General features: G+C 71.4%; 17 protein-coding genes, 1 pseudogene and 1 riboswitch. Of the genes and pseudogenes, 16 read left to right on the plus strand and 2 right to left on the minus strand.

The features are described from left to right. The first annotated feature begins 59 nt into the window (after positions 1-59). From clsA to AC1DIW_RS18705, 11 genes are all read left to right on the plus strand, one after another. Positions 60-668 (plus strand): cardiolipin synthase ClsA, encoded by a 609-nt coding sequence (gene clsA / locus AC1DIW_RS18655; protein ID WP_478110071.1) that lies wholly within the window; start codon positions 60-62, stop codon positions 666-668. Then, positions 665-1,639, plus strand: a complete 975-nt coding sequence (locus AC1DIW_RS18660; protein WP_442281065.1) for a DUF881 domain-containing protein — start codon at positions 665-667, stop codon at positions 1,637-1,639. The genes clsA and AC1DIW_RS18660 overlap by 4 nt, the downstream gene beginning before the upstream one ends. Beyond that, positions 1,636-1,968 (plus strand): small basic family protein, encoded by a 333-nt coding sequence (locus tag AC1DIW_RS18665; RefSeq protein ID WP_442281066.1) that lies wholly within the window; start codon positions 1,636-1,638, stop codon positions 1,966-1,968. The genes AC1DIW_RS18660 and AC1DIW_RS18665 overlap by 4 nt, the downstream gene beginning before the upstream one ends. 2 nt (positions 1,969-1,970) lie before the next feature. Beyond that, a complete protein-coding gene (locus AC1DIW_RS18670; protein WP_442281067.1) occupies positions 1,971-2,891 on the plus strand; it encodes a DUF881 domain-containing protein in 921 nt (306 codons plus the stop codon). A gap of 172 nt (positions 2,892-3,063) precedes the next feature. Beyond that, entirely contained in the window at positions 3,064-3,453 is a 390-nt protein-coding gene (gene gcvH / locus AC1DIW_RS18675) for a glycine cleavage system protein GcvH (protein WP_442281068.1), read from the plus strand. Between the two features lie 147 nt (positions 3,454-3,600). Then, positions 3,601-4,071 (plus strand): FHA domain-containing protein, encoded by a 471-nt coding sequence (locus tag AC1DIW_RS18680; RefSeq protein WP_478085384.1) that lies wholly within the window; start codon positions 3,601-3,603, stop codon positions 4,069-4,071. Continuing rightward, entirely contained in the window at positions 4,068-4,793 is a 726-nt protein-coding gene (gene ftsR, locus AC1DIW_RS18685) for a transcriptional regulator FtsR (RefSeq protein WP_442281070.1), read from the plus strand. Before AC1DIW_RS18680 ends, ftsR begins: the two co-directional genes overlap by 4 nt. 41 nt (positions 4,794-4,834) lie before the next feature. Further along, positions 4,835-5,356, plus strand: coding sequence for a bifunctional nuclease family protein (locus AC1DIW_RS18690; protein WP_442281071.1), 522 nt, complete (start codon positions 4,835-4,837; stop codon positions 5,354-5,356). A 198-nt stretch (positions 5,357-5,554) separates the two neighbouring features. After that, positions 5,555-6,139 carry a MerR family transcriptional regulator gene (locus AC1DIW_RS18695; RefSeq protein ID WP_442281072.1) on the plus strand — a complete coding sequence of 195 codons (585 nt, stop codon included), beginning with the start codon at positions 5,555-5,557 and terminating at the stop codon, positions 6,137-6,139. Between the two features lie 135 nt (positions 6,140-6,274). Then, positions 6,275-6,374: riboswitch (glycine riboswitch) on the plus strand. A gap of 76 nt (positions 6,375-6,450) precedes the next feature. Continuing rightward, positions 6,451-9,378, plus strand: a complete 2,928-nt coding sequence (gcvP, locus tag AC1DIW_RS18700; RefSeq protein WP_478110075.1) for an aminomethyl-transferring glycine dehydrogenase — start codon at positions 6,451-6,453, stop codon at positions 9,376-9,378. Positions 9,379-9,484: 106 nt separating this feature from the next. Continuing rightward, entirely contained in the window at positions 9,485-10,972 is a 1,488-nt protein-coding gene (locus AC1DIW_RS18705) for a glutamate-cysteine ligase family protein (RefSeq protein WP_478110077.1), read from the plus strand. Positions 10,973-11,058: 86 nt separating this feature from the next. Here the strand turns inward: AC1DIW_RS18705 and AC1DIW_RS18710 are convergent, their stop codons facing one another. Continuing rightward, positions 11,059-11,688, minus strand: coding sequence for a histidine phosphatase family protein (locus AC1DIW_RS18710; protein WP_442279588.1), 630 nt, complete (start codon positions 11,686-11,688; stop codon positions 11,059-11,061). 117 nt (positions 11,689-11,805) lie between these two features. On the opposite strand from AC1DIW_RS18710, the gene AC1DIW_RS18715 reads away from it, so the two are divergent. Both AC1DIW_RS18715 and AC1DIW_RS18720 read left to right on the plus strand, forming a co-directional pair. Then, a complete protein-coding gene (locus AC1DIW_RS18715) occupies positions 11,806-12,675 on the plus strand; it encodes a PhzF family phenazine biosynthesis protein (protein WP_478110079.1) in 870 nt (289 codons plus the stop codon). Continuing rightward, positions 12,672-13,217, plus strand: coding sequence for a DUF1697 domain-containing protein (locus AC1DIW_RS18720; RefSeq protein ID WP_478110080.1), 546 nt, complete (start codon positions 12,672-12,674; stop codon positions 13,215-13,217). The genes AC1DIW_RS18715 and AC1DIW_RS18720 overlap by 4 nt, the downstream gene beginning before the upstream one ends. A gap of 110 nt (positions 13,218-13,327) precedes the next feature. On the opposite strand, the gene AC1DIW_RS18725 is transcribed toward AC1DIW_RS18720, so the two are convergent. Further along, the gene (locus AC1DIW_RS18725; RefSeq protein WP_442279585.1) at positions 13,328-14,089 is read right to left on the minus strand and encodes a TrmH family RNA methyltransferase; all 762 of its coding nucleotides are present in this window, start codon (positions 14,087-14,089) and stop codon (positions 13,328-13,330) included. Between the two features lie 85 nt (positions 14,090-14,174). On the opposite strand from AC1DIW_RS18725, the gene AC1DIW_RS18730 reads away from it, so the two are divergent. The 3 genes and pseudogenes from AC1DIW_RS18730 (at position 14,175) to AC1DIW_RS18740 (ending at position 17,217) form a co-directional block, all read left to right on the plus strand. Beyond that, entirely contained in the window at positions 14,175-15,290 is a 1,116-nt protein-coding gene (locus AC1DIW_RS18730; RefSeq protein WP_442279584.1) for an LLM class flavin-dependent oxidoreductase, read from the plus strand. Continuing rightward, entirely contained in the window at positions 15,287-15,898 is a 612-nt protein-coding gene (locus AC1DIW_RS18735; RefSeq protein WP_442279583.1) for a CE1759 family FMN reductase, read from the plus strand. Before AC1DIW_RS18730 ends, AC1DIW_RS18735 begins: the two co-directional genes overlap by 4 nt. A 37-nt stretch (positions 15,899-15,935) precedes the next feature. Continuing rightward, positions 15,936-17,217, plus strand: a pseudogene (locus AC1DIW_RS18740) (APC family permease). Positions 17,218-17,299 lie beyond the last annotated feature (82 nt).

The raw sequence follows: 17,299 nt of genomic DNA on the forward strand, positions 1-17,299 counted from the left end.
TCCGCATCGTGGCCGAGCGGGCGCATCGAGCCCTCCGGCAGCCGGTTAGGCTTGCCGCCGTGGAGATCGAGAAGGTGGGGGAGCCCCAGCACGTCGTGTCGGAGCGCCTGCTGACGATCCCCAACGTCCTGTCGATCCTGCGACTGCTCGGCGTGCCGGTCTTCCTCTGGGCGATCCTGTCCGGCCGCGACGGGCTCGCGCTGCTCCTGCTGCTCCTCTCCGGCGTCACGGACTACCTGGACGGCAAGATCGCTCGGCAGTTCAACATGGAGAGCCGGCTCGGCGGGTTCCTCGACCCGATCGCCGACCGCCTCTACATCCTGGCGACGCTCTTCGGACTCATGTGGCGCGACATCATCCCCGTCTGGCTCGTCGTCGTGCTCCTGGCCCGCGAGCTCGTCATGGCGATGATGCTGCTCTACCTGCGCAGCCGCGGCCAGGTCGGACTGCCGGTCCACTTCGTCGGCAAGGCCGCGACCTTCAACCTGCTCTACGCCTTTCCCCTGCTGCTGCTCGCGCACCGGGACGACTGGATCGGTGACCTCGCCCGACCCATCGGGTGGGGTTTCGCGTGGTGGGGCGTCGTGCTCTACTGGCTGGCCGCCGTGCTGTATGCCGTCCACGCACGGATCGTGCTGACCCAGGGTGCCCGGACGGTGACACCGTGACAGCACCCCGGCGACCCGACGAGTCGATGACGTTGCTGACCACGATGATGGAGCGGCCGCTCGACCCGGGCTACCAGGAGGCCGCGTCCCGCCGCGCCGCCGCGGGCCTGCCGCGGGCGACGTCGACCCGGACCGTGCTCGTCATCGTGCTGGCGATCCTCATCGGGTTCCTCTTCGCCGTCGCAGCGCAGTCCCTGCGCCCCAAGCCCACGGCGGCTGCCGCCCTGAAGAAGGAGCTCGTCACCCGCATCGAGGCGCTGCAGAAGCACGGGAGTGACCAGGAGGCCAAGGTTGCCGTCCTCGCCAAGCAGGTCCGTGACTTCGAGGCCCTGTCCCTGCAGCAGTCCGGCGGTCCGGACCTCACCTCCTCGATCAAGAACCTCGAGGTGCAGGCCGGCGCGGTGCCGCTGAGGGGCCCGGGCCTGACCCTGACTCTCGACGACGCGGCCTCGACCGAGACCGACGCCAACGCCGGCACTCGTCCCAGCGGCGGCTTCCAGCAGGGGCGGGTCACCTCCGGCGACCTGCAGATCATCGTCAACGGGCTCTGGGGAGCCGGCGCCGAGGCGATCTCCATCAACGGCCACCGGCTCAGCTCGACCGCGGCCATCCGTTTCGCCGGCCAGGCGATCATCGTCGACTTCAGGCCCCTGACACGGCCTTATGTCATCACGGCCCTGGGCGACTCCCAGGGCATGCAGCAGCTCTTCGAGCCGTCATTTGCCGGGCTCTACCTCTCGCAGTTGACGGACCAGTACAAGATCCGGTCGGTCATGGCCGGCCACGACTCGCTGACCGTGCCGGGAGACTCCGCCGCACGTCTCGAGGTCGCGCAACCGGTCGGCCCGCCCGTAGGCTCGCCCCCCACGAGCACGTCGACCCCGGGATCGCCCTCGGGCACCCCCAACCGAAGCGCCACCCCGGGCACCGGGAACCCGGCGACACCGAGCAGTCAGGAGAAGCCCTCGTGATCCCAGTTCTCGGCCTGTTGGCCGGACTCGCGGTGGGGCTCTTCCTCAATCCCTCGGTGCCGGTGTGGATCCAGCCCTACCTGCCCATCGCCGTCATCGCGGCCCTGGACGCCGTGTTCGGCGCCATCCGAGCGATCCTCGACGGCATCTTCAACGACAAGGTCTTCGTCGTCTCGTTCCTGTCCAACGTCGTCGTCGCGGCCTTCATCGTCTTCCTGGGCGACCAGCTGGGAGTCGGCTCGCAGCTCTCGACCGGAGTCGTCGTCGTCCTCGGCGTCCGGATCTTCTCCAACGTCGCCTCCATCCGGCGGCACCTGTTCAAGGCCTGAGCATGGCAAAGCGCAAGAAGGGTCGCCCGGGACCGCCCCCCGCCATCGAGGAGGACGCCCCTGACCTGGCCGTCGATGCCGACGCCCAGGGGAGCGACGAGACCTCCACAGCCGTGCCGGTCTTCGGCACCAGTGTCGACGACGGCGCCGAGGTCGACTTCACGTCGTCCGAGGCGCGCGGGACCGGGACGAGCCGGGTCCCGGTCGAGGGCCGGGCTGCGTGGAAGCGCCTCCTGAGGATGAGCTGGCCACGCGCGACCCGGGCCAACGCACTGGGCGCCTTGCTCGCGTTGCTCCTCGGAGCCGGCATCGCGGCCCAGGTCCAGCTGACGAACCAGCGCGGCCTAGACGAGCTCAGCCAGACCGACCTCGTCCGCGTGCTGGACGACATCTCGCTGCGTTCGTCACGCCTCGACCAGCAGGTCCGCGAGCTGGAGTCCACCCGCGACCGTCTCAAGAACGGCACCGGCACCGCGGCCGAGGCGCTCGAGCAGGCGCAGAAGCGCGTCGACACCCTCGGCATCCTCGCCGGGACCATCGCTGCGAAGGGTCCCGGGATCACGATGCGCATCACCGACCCGACCAATGCCGTGACGGGACCCATCGTCCTCGACATCATCCAGGAGCTGCGCGACGCGGGTGCGGAGTCCATCGACGTCGGGGGCGTCCGCGTGGTCGCCTCCTCGTTCGTGGGGGACCGCAACGGACAGATCCAGATCGACGGCGTGACGGTGCCGCGCCCCCTCGTCATCAAGGTGATCGGCGACTCGAAGACCCTGTCGTCAGCCATGACGATTCCCGGCGGCATCGTCGAGTCCGTGCGGCAGAAGGGCGCCGAGGCGGCGGTCACGGAGTCCAGCCTCATCGAGATCAACTCGCTGCACCAACCCACCAAGATGACCCACGCCAAACCGGTCGAGTGACGCAGGGAGCCGTGCGTCGCGCACCGGGACACGCAGTGGGCCCCACTTCCTGCGCGCTGGGCGCTGGCATGGCATCCTCTCAGGTGCCGCCGCATCGTCTGCGGCGTCCACGCACAGCAGCACGCGCGGCCACGACCTCCCGCCCTGGGCCGCGCATCGACGAAGGAGTGACATGAGCGAGCTGGACTACCCCTCTGACCTGCGCTACACCAGCGACCACGAGTGGGTCCGCGTCGGCGACGACGGGGTGGTTCGCATCGGCATCACCTCGTTCGCGCAGGACGCCCTCGGTGACGTCGTCTACGTCTCCCTTCCGGCCGTGGGCGACACGGTCACCCCCGGCGACTCGTGCGGGGAGGTCGAGTCGACGAAGTCGGTCAGCGACGTCTACGCCCCCCTCGAGGGCGAGGTGACCGCCACCAACGCCGCGCTCGACGCGTCGCCCGAGCTCATCAACTCGGACCCCTACGGCGAGGGCTGGATGTTCGAGCTGCGACTGGCCGACGCCTCGGCCGTCGACGGACTCATGGACGCGTCGACCTACACCGCGTCCCTGCCCTGATCCCTGCCTGGTTCCAGACTGATCTCTGCCTGACCCGTGCCGCCCGCCGGGCAGCCGCGCGCCCGTGACGCACGGCACGCTGTGACCTGCCCGGGTCAACTAGAGTGGCTGCACCCCGAATCCGCCCGCACCACAGAGGAGGACCGCATGTCGAGCGACCTGCCCGACCCCGACGACATGAACGTCGAACCCCGCACCATGCGGTTCCAGGGCGTGCCGTCGCAGGACAGCGACCACGTCGACACCGTCACGCCGCGTGGCCTCACGGCCGAGGACCAGGCCACCATCGAGGCCCTGCGTCCCGGCACGGCGTTGCTCGTCGTGCTCCGAGGACCCAACACGGGTGCCCGCTTCCTGCTCGACGACCAGCAGGTGGCAGCAGGCCGTCATCCCGACTCGGACATCTTCCTCGACGACGTGACCGTCTCGCGCAAGCACGCGCTGTTCGTCGCCCAGGGCGGTGGTTACGTCGTGCGCGACGCCGGCTCGCTCAACGGCACCTACGTCAACCGGGAACGCATCGACGAGGCACCCCTGCACCTCGGTGACGAGGTCCAGATCGGCAAGTTCCGCCTCGTGTACTACTCGTCCGGAGCTGCCCAGCACGCAGGCGCATGACCGCTGGCACGGTCGCGGGCGACGGCACCGCACCCGCTCCACGACGCCTCACCATCGGCAAGGTGCTGGCTGCACTGTCCGAGGACTTCCCCGACGTCACCGCGTCGAAGATCCGCTTCCTCGAGGCGGAGGGGCTGGTGCTGCCGCACCGCACCGCGTCCGGCTACCGGACCTACACGGAGGACGACGTCCGCCGGCTGCACTACGTCCTCACCGCGCAACGCGACCGCTACTGGCCGCTCAAGGTGATCCGTGACGCCCTCGACGCCCTCGACCGGGGTCTGGCCGAGCCGGTCGACAACGCCGGCGGCCGACCCCAGCCGCCCGCGCCGAGCGACGACCCGGAGGTGCCGCAGCCGCACGAGCTCCTGCCGCGACGTGACATCTCCCTGACCGGTCCCGAGCTGCGCGAGGCCACCGGCATCGACCGCGAGACGATGCACGCCCTGGAGACCTACGGGCTGCTCCAGCCCGACGGCCGCGGCCACTTCGGGCACGAGGCGCTGGCCATCGCGGCCGCTGCGCGCACGCTCGCCGCCCACGGTCTCGAGGCGCGCCACCTCCGGCCCTTCCGCACCGCAGCCGACCGCGAGATCGGACTCGTGGACCAGGTCCTCGCGACCCGGCGGGGGAGCGGCACCCGAGAGGACCGCGCGGCCGAGATCGCCTCTGCCTGCATCGCCCTGCACGTCGCGCTCGTCCGCGCGGGACTCGCTCGCTGAGGGCCGTCCCCGTCGTCGACAGCCCGGGGTACGGTGGAGGAGTGAGAGAGGTCGATGTCCTGGGCGTCCGCGTCGAGATGCCCACGAACCAACCGATCGTGCTGCTCCGGGAGCGGGACGGCGGACGCTACCTGCCGATCTGGATCGGGGCCGCGGAGGCTGCCGCGATCACCTACGCCCAGCAGGGTGTCGTGCCTCCGAGACCGCTGACGCACGACCTGATGCGAGACGTCCTGGCGGTGCTCGGCCACGAGCTGACCGAGGTGCGCATCGTTGCTCTCAAGGACTCCGTCTTCCACGCCGCGCTCATCATCGACGGCAAGGCCGAGGTGAGCTCCCGCGCCAGCGACGCCATCGCGCTCGCCCTGCGCACGGGCGCCAAGGTTCTCGTCGAGCCCGCCATCCTCGACGAGGCCGCGATCGTCGTGTCGTCCGAGGAGGACGACGAGGTCGAGCGCTTCAAGGAGTTCCTCGACCACGTGTCGGCCGAGGACTTCGAAGGGCCGGCACCAGAGTCGCAGGAGCCGGGCGACCGTCCGGATCTGCCCGACCACCCCGACTGACGCCACCAGGAGCTTCACCTTCACGTAGACGTCGAAGGATGCACTGCGTCCCGACACGCCGCGTCATGCGGACCCCGGGTGATTGACCGGACCGGGTTCGCGGCCTACCTTCAGTAGAACGACGTGACTGTAGTTATCTGGTTGTCGTCTGCGCGACCGCACCACCGCGGCCCGCAGCATGAGCAGGAGGAGGACGGCATGGCCGCCATCGAGGACGCGCGCGACTCCGCGCGGGCCGTGCCCGTCGGGTCCCAGGGCCTGCTGTTCACCGACGACCTGCCCGAGCTCAACGAGGACAGCGGCTACCGCGGCCCGACGGCCTGCAGGGCCGCCGGCATCACCTACCGCCAGCTCGACTACTGGGCCCGCACCGGACTCGTGGAGCCGTCGGTGCGCAGCGCCACGGGATCCGGCACCCAGCGTCTCTACGGCTTCCGCGACATCCTCGTCCTCAAGGTCGTCAAGCGCCTGCTCGACACCGGGGTCTCCCTCCAGCAGATCCGCGTCGCCATCAGCCACCTGCGCGAGCGCGGTGTCGAGGACCTGGCCCAGATCACCCTCATGAGCGACGGCGCCTCCGTCTACGAGTGCACCTCCGCCGACGAGGTCATCGACCTCGTCCAGGGTGGACAGGGTGTCTTCGGCATCGCCGTCGGACGCGTGTGGCGCGAGGTCGAGGGCGAGCTGGCCCTGCTGCCCAGCGAGCGCGTCGACGACGAGGCCGCGCTCGACCACCCGGACGACGAGCTCACCGCTCGCCGCCAGGCCCGCCGGCTGGCCTGAGCGCCGCGGCAACGCCCCCTGCGACACGGACGGAGACGGCCGGAGACGGCTGCACACGGCCCGACCGGACACCCCGGCCGGGCCGTTCGCATGACCGAACGGCCCGCGCCTGCTGGTAGATTCGGGAGTGCCGATCGACCCTGCGTGGGAGAGTCCTCGGGGTGCGCTGCACCTGCGAGGCGCCGAAGGGGCAACATCCCCGGAACCTCTCAGGCGCCAGGACCACGCGGGCGAGGCAACTCTGGAGGCACGTCACCGTGCTCGACAGACGGGGAGCGTGTGTCGTCCGCTCGAACCCGTCAGGAGCCCGCATGTCGATCGACCACCTCGTGCCCGTCACCACCGGAACGTCCACCGAGACGGTGATGGCCGACTTCGTCAGCCGCCACGTCGGCCCGGGCGGCGACGACGTGCGCCACATGCTCGAGGTGGTGGGGCAGCCCAGCCTCGATGCCATGTGCGACCGCGCCATCCCGGGCGCCATCCGGTCGGAGTCGCCGCTCCGGATCGACGCGGCCGCCAGCGAGAGCGCCGTCATCGAGGAGCTGCGCGGGTTCGCCTCGCGCAACTCGGTTCTCACCTCGCTCATCGGCCTGGGCTACTACGGCACCGTGACGCCGCCGGTCGTGCGCCGCAACGTCCTGGAGAACCCCGCCTGGTACACCGCCTACACGCCCTACCAGCCCGAGATCTCCCAGGGACGCCTCGAGGCACTGCTCAACTTCCAGACGGTCATCACCGACCTCACCGGGCTCGACGTCGCAGGCTCGTCCCTCCTCGACGAGTCGACCGCCGCGGCAGAGGCGATGTCGCTGATGCGCCGGGCCAGCAAGGCACCTGCCGACGCCGTCGTGCTCGTCGACGAGCGGCTCTTCCCGCAGACCATCGCCGTGATGCGCACGCGCGCCGACGCGCTCGGACTGCCCTTGCGCGTCACCGACCTGCGCGGCGTCACCGACGCCGACTCCCTGGCCGCCGCCGCCGACGGCAAGCCTGTGGTCGGTGCACTGGTGCAGTACCCCGACGCCACCGGCGAGATCGTCGACTGGACGGCTCTGACGGCGGCCGTCCACGAGGCCAAGGGCCTCGTGACCGCCTGCGCCGACCTGCTCGCGCTCACCCTGGCCAGCGCCCCGGGTGAGTGGGGCGCCGACATCGCCGTCGGCAGCGCGCAGCGCTTCGGCGTCCCGATGGGCTTCGGCGGTCCGCACGCCGGCTACATGGCCGTGCACCGGGGGCTCGAGCGACAGATCCCCGGCCGCCTCGTCGGCGTCTCCGTCGACGCCGAGGGGCACCAGGCCTACCGCCTGGCCCTGCAGACGCGCGAGCAGCACATCCGCCGCGAGAAGGCGACCTCCAACATCTGCACCGCGCAGGTGCTGCTCGCCGTCATGGCGAGCATGTATGCCGTGTGGCACGGTCCCGCCGGGCTCGTGGCCATCGCGAAGCGCGTAGGCACCCTCACCGCCGCCCTGCGCGGCGCCCTCATCGACGGTGGCCTCGACGTCGAGACGACGGCGTTCTTCGACACGCTCACGGTCGTCGTGCCGGGTCGTGCGGACGAGGTCACGGCCGCCTTCGCAGACCGGGGCATCAACGTCTGGCGCGTCGACGCCGACCGCGTCTCGCTCAGCCTCGACGAGACGTCCACGTCCGCAACGGTGCACGCGGTCCTCGACGCCTTCGGCGTGAACCCGATCGAGGACGTGACGTCCGGCACGATCGGGACGGGAGCACACGGCATACCCGAGGGTCTGGCCCGCACGTCCGGGTTCCTCACCCACCCGGTCTTCCACGCGCACCACTCCGAGACGGCGATGCTGCGCTACCTGCGCCGGCTCTCCGACCGCGACTTCGCGCTCGACCGCGGCATGATCCCGCTCGGCTCGTGCACGATGAAGCTCAACGCCACCACCGAGATGGAGGCGGTCACCTGGCCGGAGTTCGCCAACCTCCACCCGTTCGCGCCGGCGCAGCAGACCGAGGGCATCCGCGCCCTCATCGACGACCTGTCGTCGTGGCTGTGCGAGATCACCGGCTACGACGCCGTCTCCCTCCAGCCCAACGCCGGCTCGCAGGGCGAGTTCGCAGGCCTGCTCGCGATCCACGCCTACCACCAGGCGCGCGGCGAGGGCCACCGTCGGGTCTGCCTCATCCCCGCGAGCGCCCACGGCACCAACGCCGCCTCCGCGGTCATGGCAGGGCTCAAGGTCGTCGTCGTCAAGACCGCCGCCGACGGCACCATCGACACGGACGACCTCCGCGCCAAGATCGAGGCCCACCGCGACGACCTCGCCGCGATCATGGTGACCTACCCGTCCACGCACGGCGTCTACGAGGACACCATCACCGAGCTGTGCGAGCTCGTCCACGAGGCGGGCGGACAGGTCTACGTCGACGGCGCCAACCTCAACGCCCTCGTCGGGCTCGCCCAGCCCGGGAAGTTCGGCGCGGACGTCAGCCACCTCAACCTCCACAAGACCTTCTGCATCCCGCACGGCGGCGGCGGTCCCGGTGTCGGCCCGGTCGCGGTGCGCGCCCACCTCGCGCCGCACCTGCCCAACCACCCGCTCGCCGCGGAGGCCGGGCCCGAGACCGGCGTCGGCCCCGTGTCCGCCGCGCCCTACGGGTCGGCGAGCATCCTGCCGATCTCGTGGGCCTACGTCCGGCTCATGGGCGGCGAGGGCCTGCGCCACGCCACCCAGATGGCCGTGCTCGGTGCCAACTACATCGCGGCCCGGCTGCGCGAGCACTACCCCGTGCTCTACTCCGGCCACGATGACCTCGTCGCGCACGAGTGCATCCTCGACGTCCGGCAGATCACAGCCGAGACCGGTGTCACGGTCGACGACATCGCCAAGCGCCTCGTCGACTACGGCTTCCACGCACCGACGATGAGCTTCCCCGTCGCGGGAACCCTCATGGTCGAGCCGACCGAGTCCGAGAACCTCTACGAGCTCGACCGCTTCTGCGACGCGATGATCGCGATCCGCGGCGAGATCGAGGCGATCCGCGCCGGCGAGGTCGCCGTGGCCGACAGCATGCTGCGACACGCCCCGCACACGGCGCTCAACATCGCGGGGGAGTGGAACCACCCCTACGACCGCACCGAGGCCGCCTTCCCGGTCGGGGTGCACGCCGCCGACAAGTACTGGCCGCCGGTCAGCCGCATCGACGGTGCCTACGGCGACCGCAACCTCGTCTGCTCCTGCCCGCCGCCGGAGGCCTTCGAGGGCTGAGCCCCCGACCCCGCAGCGGTCACCACCTGCCGGGACCCGAGCCCAGGTGGTGGCCGCTGCGTGCGTGCCACTCGCGTCGAGACCGCGAGTGTGGTTGTCTCCTCACGTGGGAGCCGACGTCGAGCAGGCCAGGTACACGCGCGAGCAGCGGCAGGAGTACCGCGAGAAGGTGCGCCGCGACCTCGACGTGTTCGAGCGCATGCTCGGCAAGAGCGAGTTCGAGTTCGACCGACCGATGACCGGTCTCGAGATCGAGCTCAACCTCGTCAACGAGGACCTCGGGCCCAAGCTCGACAACAAGACGGTGCTCGAGCAGATCGCCGACGAGGACTACCAGACCGAGCTGGCGCGCTACAACATCGAGCTCAACGTCCACCCCCGCCCGCTCCCGGGCGACTCGGCCATCGAGCTCGAGCAGCTGCTGCGCGAGTCCCTCAACCGGGCCTCCGCCAAGGCCGCCGAGGCCCATGCCGGCATCGTGGCCATCGGCATCCTGCCGACGGTCATGCCGGAGCACTTCGAGGGCGACTGGATCAGCGAGAACATCCGTTATGCCGCCCTCAACAACGCGGTGCTCGATGCGCGCGGTGAGGACGTCTGGCTCGAGCTGGAGGGCCCGACGGGGGAGCGCATCGCGCGCTACTCCGACAGCCTGGCCCCCGAGTCGGCCTGCACCTCGATCCAGCTGCACCTGCAGGTCCAGCCCGAGCGCTTCGCCGACCACTGGAACGCCGCGCAGGTCCTCGCCGGCCCCCAGCTCGCGCTCGGCGCCAACTCGCCCTTCTTCCTCGGCCAGCGGCTGTGGGCCGAGACCCGGATCCCGCTCTTCACCCAGGCCACCGACACGCGATCGGTCGAGCTGAAGAACCAGGGCGTGCGCCCTCGGGTGTGGTTCGGCGAGCGGTGGATCACCTCGATCTTCGACCTCTTCGAGGAGAACGTCCGCTACTTCCCGGCGCTGCTGCCCGAGCTCTACGACGAGGAGCCCGAGGAGGTCTTCGAGCGCGGCGAGGTGCCCGAGCTCAAGGAGCTGCGCCTGCACAACGGCACGGTCTACCGCTGGAACCGCCCGATCTACGACATCGTCGGCGGCCGGCCGCACCTGCGCGTCGAGAACCGCGTCCTGCCGGCCGGCCCGAGCATCGCCGACGTCATGGCCAACGCCGCCTTCTACTACGGCACCATGCGCATCCTCGCCGAGGAGGACCGCCCGGTCTGGACCCGGATGAGCTTCTCGGCCGCGGAGGCCAACTTCGAGGAGGGCGCCCGCCTCGGGATCGACGCCAGCACCTACTGGCCCGGCTTCGGTGACGTGCCGGCCACCGAGCTCGTGCTGCGACGACTGCTGCCCATGGCGCACGAGGGTCTCGAGCGCTGGGGCGTCTCGGCGGCCGTTCGCGACCGCTTCCTGACGATCATCGAGCAGCGGTGCCTCCTCGGCGTCAACGGGGCCTCGTGGCAGACCGAGTGCGTCGCCCGGCTCGAGGCCCGGGGCCTGCCCCGCGACCGGGCGCTGCGCGAGATGCTCCGCCACTACATCGAGGGGATGATGGCCAACGAGCCGGTGCACACCTGGGAGCTCCCGCGCGGCTGACCGCGCGAGCGTCTGGGACTGCACCACCACCTGCTGGCGTATGCCGCGGGCCCGGGCACACGGCATACGCCCGGGTTGCGCTGTGCTCAGTCCTCGGAGAGCAGCCGCCAGGGGGAGAGGTTGTACATCCCCAGGCAGCGGGTGGAACGGTGGTGCGTGAGCACGCTCATCGACCCGGCGTCGAGGATGAGCTGCTGGCCGAAGCGCGGGTCCACCCCGAGGAAGGTGGCCGTCAGCACGCGCAGCGCGTGGCCGTGGCCGAAGAGCGCGACGTCGCCGTGCTCGAGGTCCGGCCAGACCTTGTCGATGACCTGCTGGGCCCGCGCCGACACCTCCTCGACGGTCTCGCCCGGCGTGACGCCGGGCTGCACGCCGTCGACGAAGACCTCCCACGGGTGGCCGATCTCCGCGCTGATCTGCTTCGTCGTGACGCCCTCGTAGGCGCCGTAGTCCCACTCGCGTAGCAGCGGCTCCACCTCGAAGTCACCGAGGCCCGCCAGCTCGGCCGTCCGCTTCGCGCGCTGCAGCGGGGAGACGAGCACGCGCTCGAAGCGGTGCTTGCGCAGCACGTCGGCGAGCTCGCGGGCAGCCGCCTCACCCTCGGGCAGCAGCGGGAGGTCCGTCGTCCCGGTGTGCTGCCCACTCAGCGACCACTCTGTCTCGCCGTGCCGGAAGAGGTAGATGTTGCCGGGAACGACACCGTCGGGAGTGGCCATGACCGCCACAGTATCGGCGAGCCAGCGCCTCGGGCCGTCGCCGACCGGCGACGCTCCGGCACACTCTCGCAGACTCGCGGCAGACTCTCGGGCTGACTCTCGGGCAGACTCAGCGACATGGACCTGCCCTTCCACCTGCTCAACGTCTTCTCGATCGCCGGCCGGCCCTTCTCGGGCAACCCGCTCTGCGTCTTTCCCGACGCCGCCGCGCTCACCGACGAGGAGATGCTGGCGTGGGCGCGCCAGTTCAACCTCAGCGAGTCGACGTTCGTGACGTCGCTCGGGGACGGCACGGCGGGGGACGCGGACGTGCGGATCTTCACCCCCGGGCACGAGATGCCCTTCGCCGGGCACCCGACGCTGGGCACGGCCGAGGTCGTCGCAGCGCTCGGGGGCGGTCTGGACACGGTGCACCTCACCATGCCGGCCGGGCGCATCCCGGTCACCCGCGTCGACGGCGGCTGGCGCCTGACGGCCCGGGCGGCCACCCTGCGCGAGGTCGAGGCGAGCGGCGCGGACCTCGCTGCCGCGCTCGGGATCGAGACCGCGTCGCTCGTGCGCTCCGACGCCAGCTGGGTCGACGCCGGGGTCGAGCAGCTCGTCGTGCGGCTCGACGACGTGGACAGCGTCCGCGCCTGCGACCCCGACCCGCACCGGATGGCCGAGCACATGACCCCGCCCGACCGCCCCCCGCACGTCTACGCCTGGGCCTGGAGCGGGCCCGAGAGCATCGAGGCCCGGCTCTTCTACGCGCAGGGCCAGGCCGTCCTCGAGGACCCCGCCACCGGATCGGCGTGCGCCAACCTCGGTGGCTGGCTCGTGTCGCAGGGCGCCCGCGACGTGTCGATCGAGGTCGACCAAGGGGCCGCGGTGGGCCGCCCGTCGCGCCTGCTCCTCGACATCGACGACCGGGGCGGGATCCATGTCGGCGGGCGCGTCGAGTCCGTCGGTCGCGGCACCTGCTCCCTCGAGAGCGTGGGGGCGTGACCGTGGCGACCTACATCGGCTTCCTCCGCGCGGTCAACGTCGGCCAGCGCTGGGTCAAGATGGAGCGTCTGCGAGCGCACCTGTCCGACAACGGGTTCGACGATGTCGTGACGCACATCCAGAGCGGCAACGTGCGGGTCACGACGTCGATGCGCAGTGTCGCCAAGGTCGAGTCGGCCCTGCGCGGCCTGATCAGCGACGAGTTCGGCTTCGACGTGCCCGTCGTCGCCCGGACCCCGGCCGCCCTGCGGCAGACGGCCGCCGACGCCGACACTGCGGAGTCTCCGCTCGGCGATGACGCCCGGCGCTACGTCACGTTCACGACGGGCGGGATCAGCGCGGACGGGCGTCGGGCGCTCGAGGCGTGGGACGAGCCGGGGGAGAGGGTGCTCGTGCTCGGGAGCGACGTGCTGCTCTTCCTCACCAAGCCCGCGCACCAGGCGAAGCTGACCAACGCCCGCCTCGAGCGCCTGACCGGAGCGACCGGCACCGCCCGCGACATCAAGGTCGTACGCGCGCTCGCCGAGAAGTGGGGCAGCTGACGGGGTCCCGGCCCGACCGACCGCCACGAGCCGCTGCGCCGCCGCACGGGCGTGCGTGGCCCGGGCTGACGGCATACCTCATGGCGGTCCGCCGGACCGCCACGCGCCGCTCAGAGGCGGGAGCGGCGGACGAGCTCGAAGCAGACGACGGCGGCAGCGGCGGAGACGTTGAGCGACTCGACGCCGGCCGCCATCGGGATCGACACCCACGTGTCGACGAGCTCGGCCACCTCGGGGGTCAGCCCGGCGGTCTCGCTGCCGAGGACGAACGCGACGGGCTCCGGCAGGTGGGCAGCGAAGAGGTCGTCGTCACCGCCTGCGTCGAGCCCGACGACGTGGAAGCCCGCGTGCTTGAGGTCGGCCACGGCCTCGGCCGCGGTGAACGCCTTGAGGATCGGCGCCCGGAACGCCACCCCCGCCGAGGCCTTGACGACGAGCGGGTCGAGAGAGGCGACGCCCTTGCGCGGGACGACGATGCCGTCGATGCCGGCTGCGGTGGCGGAGCGCAGGATCATCCCGACGTTGGCGGGAGTCGTCACGCCGTCGAGCACGAGCACGGCGCGCAGGGACGGCGCGTCCTCGCCGAGTGCCGACTCGAGCGGACGCATCCGGGGCGCCACGACGTCGGCGAAGACGCCCTGGTCCTGTCGGCCGTTGCCGGCGAGCTTCTTGACCCGCTCGGCGCTCGCATGCTGCACCTCGACGCCCCGGCGCCGGGCCGCCTGCTGGATCTCGCGCAGGCCGCTGCCGCGGGCCCCGTCGGCGATGACGACCTTGTCGACGTGCAGGTCCCCGTCGAGGAGCACCTCGTGGACGGGGTTGCGGCCGTAGACCGTGATGAAGCGGTCCTTGGGGGAGATGTCGGCGCTCACCGCGACAGGATGTCACAGCGGGAATGGGGGAGGACCCCGCGACGTTCGGTATGATTGAATCATCAATCAAAAGGAGCTGGGACACATGCAGTTCGGGATCTTCACCGTCGGCGACGTCACCACCGACCCCACGACGGGCCGTACGCCGACCGAGCACGAGCGGATCCAGGCCACCGTCGCCATCGCCAAGAAGGCGGAGGAGGTCGGGCTCGACGTCTTCGCGACCGGACAGCACCACAACCCGCCGTTCATCCCGTCGGCCCCCACGACGACGCTCGCCTATATCGCCGCCCAGACCGAGCGGATCCTGCTGTCGACGTCGACGACACTCATCACGACGACCGACCCGGTCCGGATCGCCGAGGACTACGCGACGCTCCAGCACCTGAGCAACGGCCGGATGGACCTCATGATGGGCCGCGGCAACACCGGCCCGGTCTACCCGTGGTTCGGCAAGGACATCCGCGACGGCATCCCGCTCGCCATCGAGAACTACGCCCTGCTGCACCGCCTGTGGCGCGAGGACGTCGTCGACTGGCAGGGCAAGTACCGCACCCCGCTCCAGGGCTTCACGTCGACGCCGCGGCCGCTGGACGGCATTCCCCCGTTCGTGTGGCACGGGTCGATCCGGAGCCCCGAGATCGCCGAGCAGGCCGCCTACTACGGCGACGGCTTCTTCTCCAACCACATCTTCTGGCCGGCCAGCCACACCAAGCAGATGGTCCAGCTCTACCGCCGCCGGTTCGAGCACTACGGCCACGGAAGCGCCGACCAGGCCATCGTCGGCCTCGGCGGGCAGGTCTTCATGCGGAAGAACAGCCAGGACGCCGTGCGCGAGTTCCGGCCCTACTTCGACAACGCCCCGGTCTACGGCCACGGCCCCTCGCTCGAGGAGTTCACGAGCCAGACCCCGCTCACCGTCGGCAGCCCGCAGGAGGTCATCGAGAGGACGCTCGGCTTCCGGGAGTACGCCGGTGACTACCAGCGCCAACTGTGGCTGCTCGACCACGCGGGCCTGCCGCTCAAGACCGTCCTCGAGCAGCTCGACATCCTCGGCGAGGAGGTCGTGCCGGTCCTCCGCAAGGAGTTCGCCGCCCTCAAGCCCGCCCACGTGCCCGACGCCCCGACCCACGCGAGCCGGCTCGCCGCCGCGACCGGCACCGCAGCGTCCACCGTGCCCACCCTGGAGGTGACGAAGTGAACCCGTTCCACATCGCCGTCGTCACGGCCGGCGTGACCCAGCCGTCCTCGACGCGCCTGCTCGCCGACCGCCTCACCGACGCGACCGTCCGGGCGCTCGCGCCCCGCCAGGTCGTCGTCGAGGTGGTCGACGTCCGAGACGTCGCGCACGACCTGACGAACAACGTGCTCACCGGTTTCGCCTCCCCGGACCTGCAGGTCCGTCTCGACGCGATCGCCGAGGCCGACGCCGTCATCGTCGCGACGCCGGTGTATGCCGCGTCCTACAGCGGGCTGTTCAAGATGCTCGTCGACGTGCTCCCCAAGGACACGCTGCGCGACACGCCGGTCCTTCTCGGCGCCACCGGCGGCACGGCCCGGCACTCGCTCGCCATCGACCACGCCCTGCGGCCGCTCTTCGCCCACCTCGGCGCGCTCGTGGCCCCGGTCGCGGTCTTCGCGGCGAGCGAGGACTGGGGCAGCGTCGAGGCGGGCCGACTCGGGGAACGCATCGAGCGGGCCGGCACGGCCTTCGCGGCCCTCGTCAGCGGCTCGCCTCGAGCCGCCCGGGTCGACCCGTTCGCGGACGTCACGCCTTTCGAGGCGATGCTCACCGACGTGCGGGGCTGAACGCGCCCCACCGAGGCCACCCACCACACTTGGGGGCATGACATCCGACACCACCACCTCGGCTCTCGCCCGGCGTCTCAACGCGCGTGACGCCGTCTTCATCGGCGTCGGGTCGATGGTGGGGGCGGGTCTGTTCACCGTGTTCGCGCCGGCAGCCGCGGCCGCCGGGTCGTGGCTGCTCGCCGCCCTCGCGGTCGCAGCCGTCATCGCCTTCTGCAACGCCACCTCCTCGGCCCAGCTCGCTGCGCAGTACCCGAGGTCGGGCGGCACCTACGTCTACGGCCGCGAGCGCCTCGGACCGTGGTGGGGTTTCCTGGCCGGCTAGGGGTTCGTCATCGGCAAGACCGCCAGCTGTGCGGCGATGGCGCTCGCGGTCGCCGTCTACCTCGTCCCCCGGCCTGGCAACGCCCGCTCGCGGCCGCCGTGGTCGTGGTGATCGCGGCCGTCAACTACCACGGCATCACCCGCACCGCCGCCCTCACCCGGTGGCTCGTCACCGTCGTGGTCACCCTCGTCGCCATCGTCCTCGCCATCTCTGCCGCGGCCCGGTGGGACGTGCCGACGGTCGACGGCGGAGTCCCGCTGCCCGGGTCCGGCGGCCTCGGGGGCGTGCTGCAGGGAGCGGCCCTGATCTTCTTCGCCTTCGCCGGCTACGCGCGCGTCGCCACGCTGGGGGAGGAGGTCCTCGAGCCGAGCCGGCACGGACCATCCCGCGCGCCGTCCTGCTGAGCTTCGCAGTCATCGTGCCGTTGTATGCCGTCACGGCCATGCTCCTGCTGCGCGTGCTGGGGCCGGGCGCCACGGCGTCGACGCAGGCCCCGGTGCGCCAGCTCGCCGTCGCGGCCCAGGGTCCGGGCGGGTGGCTGCCGTGGGCGGCCTCCGCCGCGGCGGTGGTCGCCGCGCTCGGGGCGCTGCTCGCCCTCGTCGCCGGCGTGGGCCGAACGGTCCTGGCGATGGCGCGCGAGGGTGACCTTCCCCGCCCTCTCGCCGCCGTGCACGAGCGGTATGCCGTGCCGCACGTCGCGGAGGTCGCCGTGGCCGTCATCGTGTGCGTGCTCGTCCTCACCACCGACCTGCGTGGAGCCATCGGCTTCTCCTCCTTCGGGGTGCTGCTCTACTACGCGGTGGCCAACGCGTCGGCGCTGACCCAGGACCCGGCGCACCGCCGCTACCCGCGGCTCGTCGCCGGGGCGGGTCTGGTCGGCTGCCTGAGCCTCGCGGCCGCGGTGCCGATCGGGTCGCTCGTTGCCGGCCTCGGCGTGCTGGCCGTCGGCGTCGCCGGCCGTCTCGTGGCCCTGCGCCTCCGGGCACGGTCATGACCCCGCCCACCGGCGCACGGGAGGGAGTCGCAGCGACAGGGGGCGGGTAGTGCTCCCCATGGCCCCCTGGCGCGGCAGCCCC

Source organism: Terrabacter sp. 01T434 (assembly GCF_056398545.1).

Excerpts from the sequence above, each read along its gene's own strand:
- AC1DIW_RS18670 (WP_442281067.1), top strand. The coding sequence starts at position 1,971 with ATGGCAAAGCGCAAGAAGGGTCGCCCGGGACCGCCCCCCGCCATCGAG.
- gcvH (WP_442281068.1), top strand. The coding sequence starts at position 3,064 with ATGAGCGAGCTGGACTACCCCTCTGACCTGCGCTACACCAGCGACCAC.
- AC1DIW_RS18680 (WP_478085384.1), top strand. The coding sequence starts at position 3,601 with ATGTCGAGCGACCTGCCCGACCCCGACGACATGAACGTCGAACCCCGC.
- ftsR (WP_442281070.1), top strand. The coding sequence starts at position 4,068 with ATGACCGCTGGCACGGTCGCGGGCGACGGCACCGCACCCGCTCCACGA.
- AC1DIW_RS18695 (WP_442281072.1), top strand. The coding sequence starts at position 5,555 with ATGGCCGCCATCGAGGACGCGCGCGACTCCGCGCGGGCCGTGCCCGTC.
- gcvP (WP_478110075.1), top strand. The coding sequence starts at position 6,451 with ATGTCGATCGACCACCTCGTGCCCGTCACCACCGGAACGTCCACCGAG.
- AC1DIW_RS18710 (WP_442279588.1), bottom strand. The coding sequence starts at position 11,688 with ATGGCCACTCCCGACGGTGTCGTTCCCGGCAACATCTACCTCTTCCGG.
- AC1DIW_RS18715 (WP_478110079.1), top strand. The coding sequence starts at position 11,806 with ATGGACCTGCCCTTCCACCTGCTCAACGTCTTCTCGATCGCCGGCCGG.
- AC1DIW_RS18730 (WP_442279584.1), top strand. The coding sequence starts at position 14,175 with ATGCAGTTCGGGATCTTCACCGTCGGCGACGTCACCACCGACCCCACG.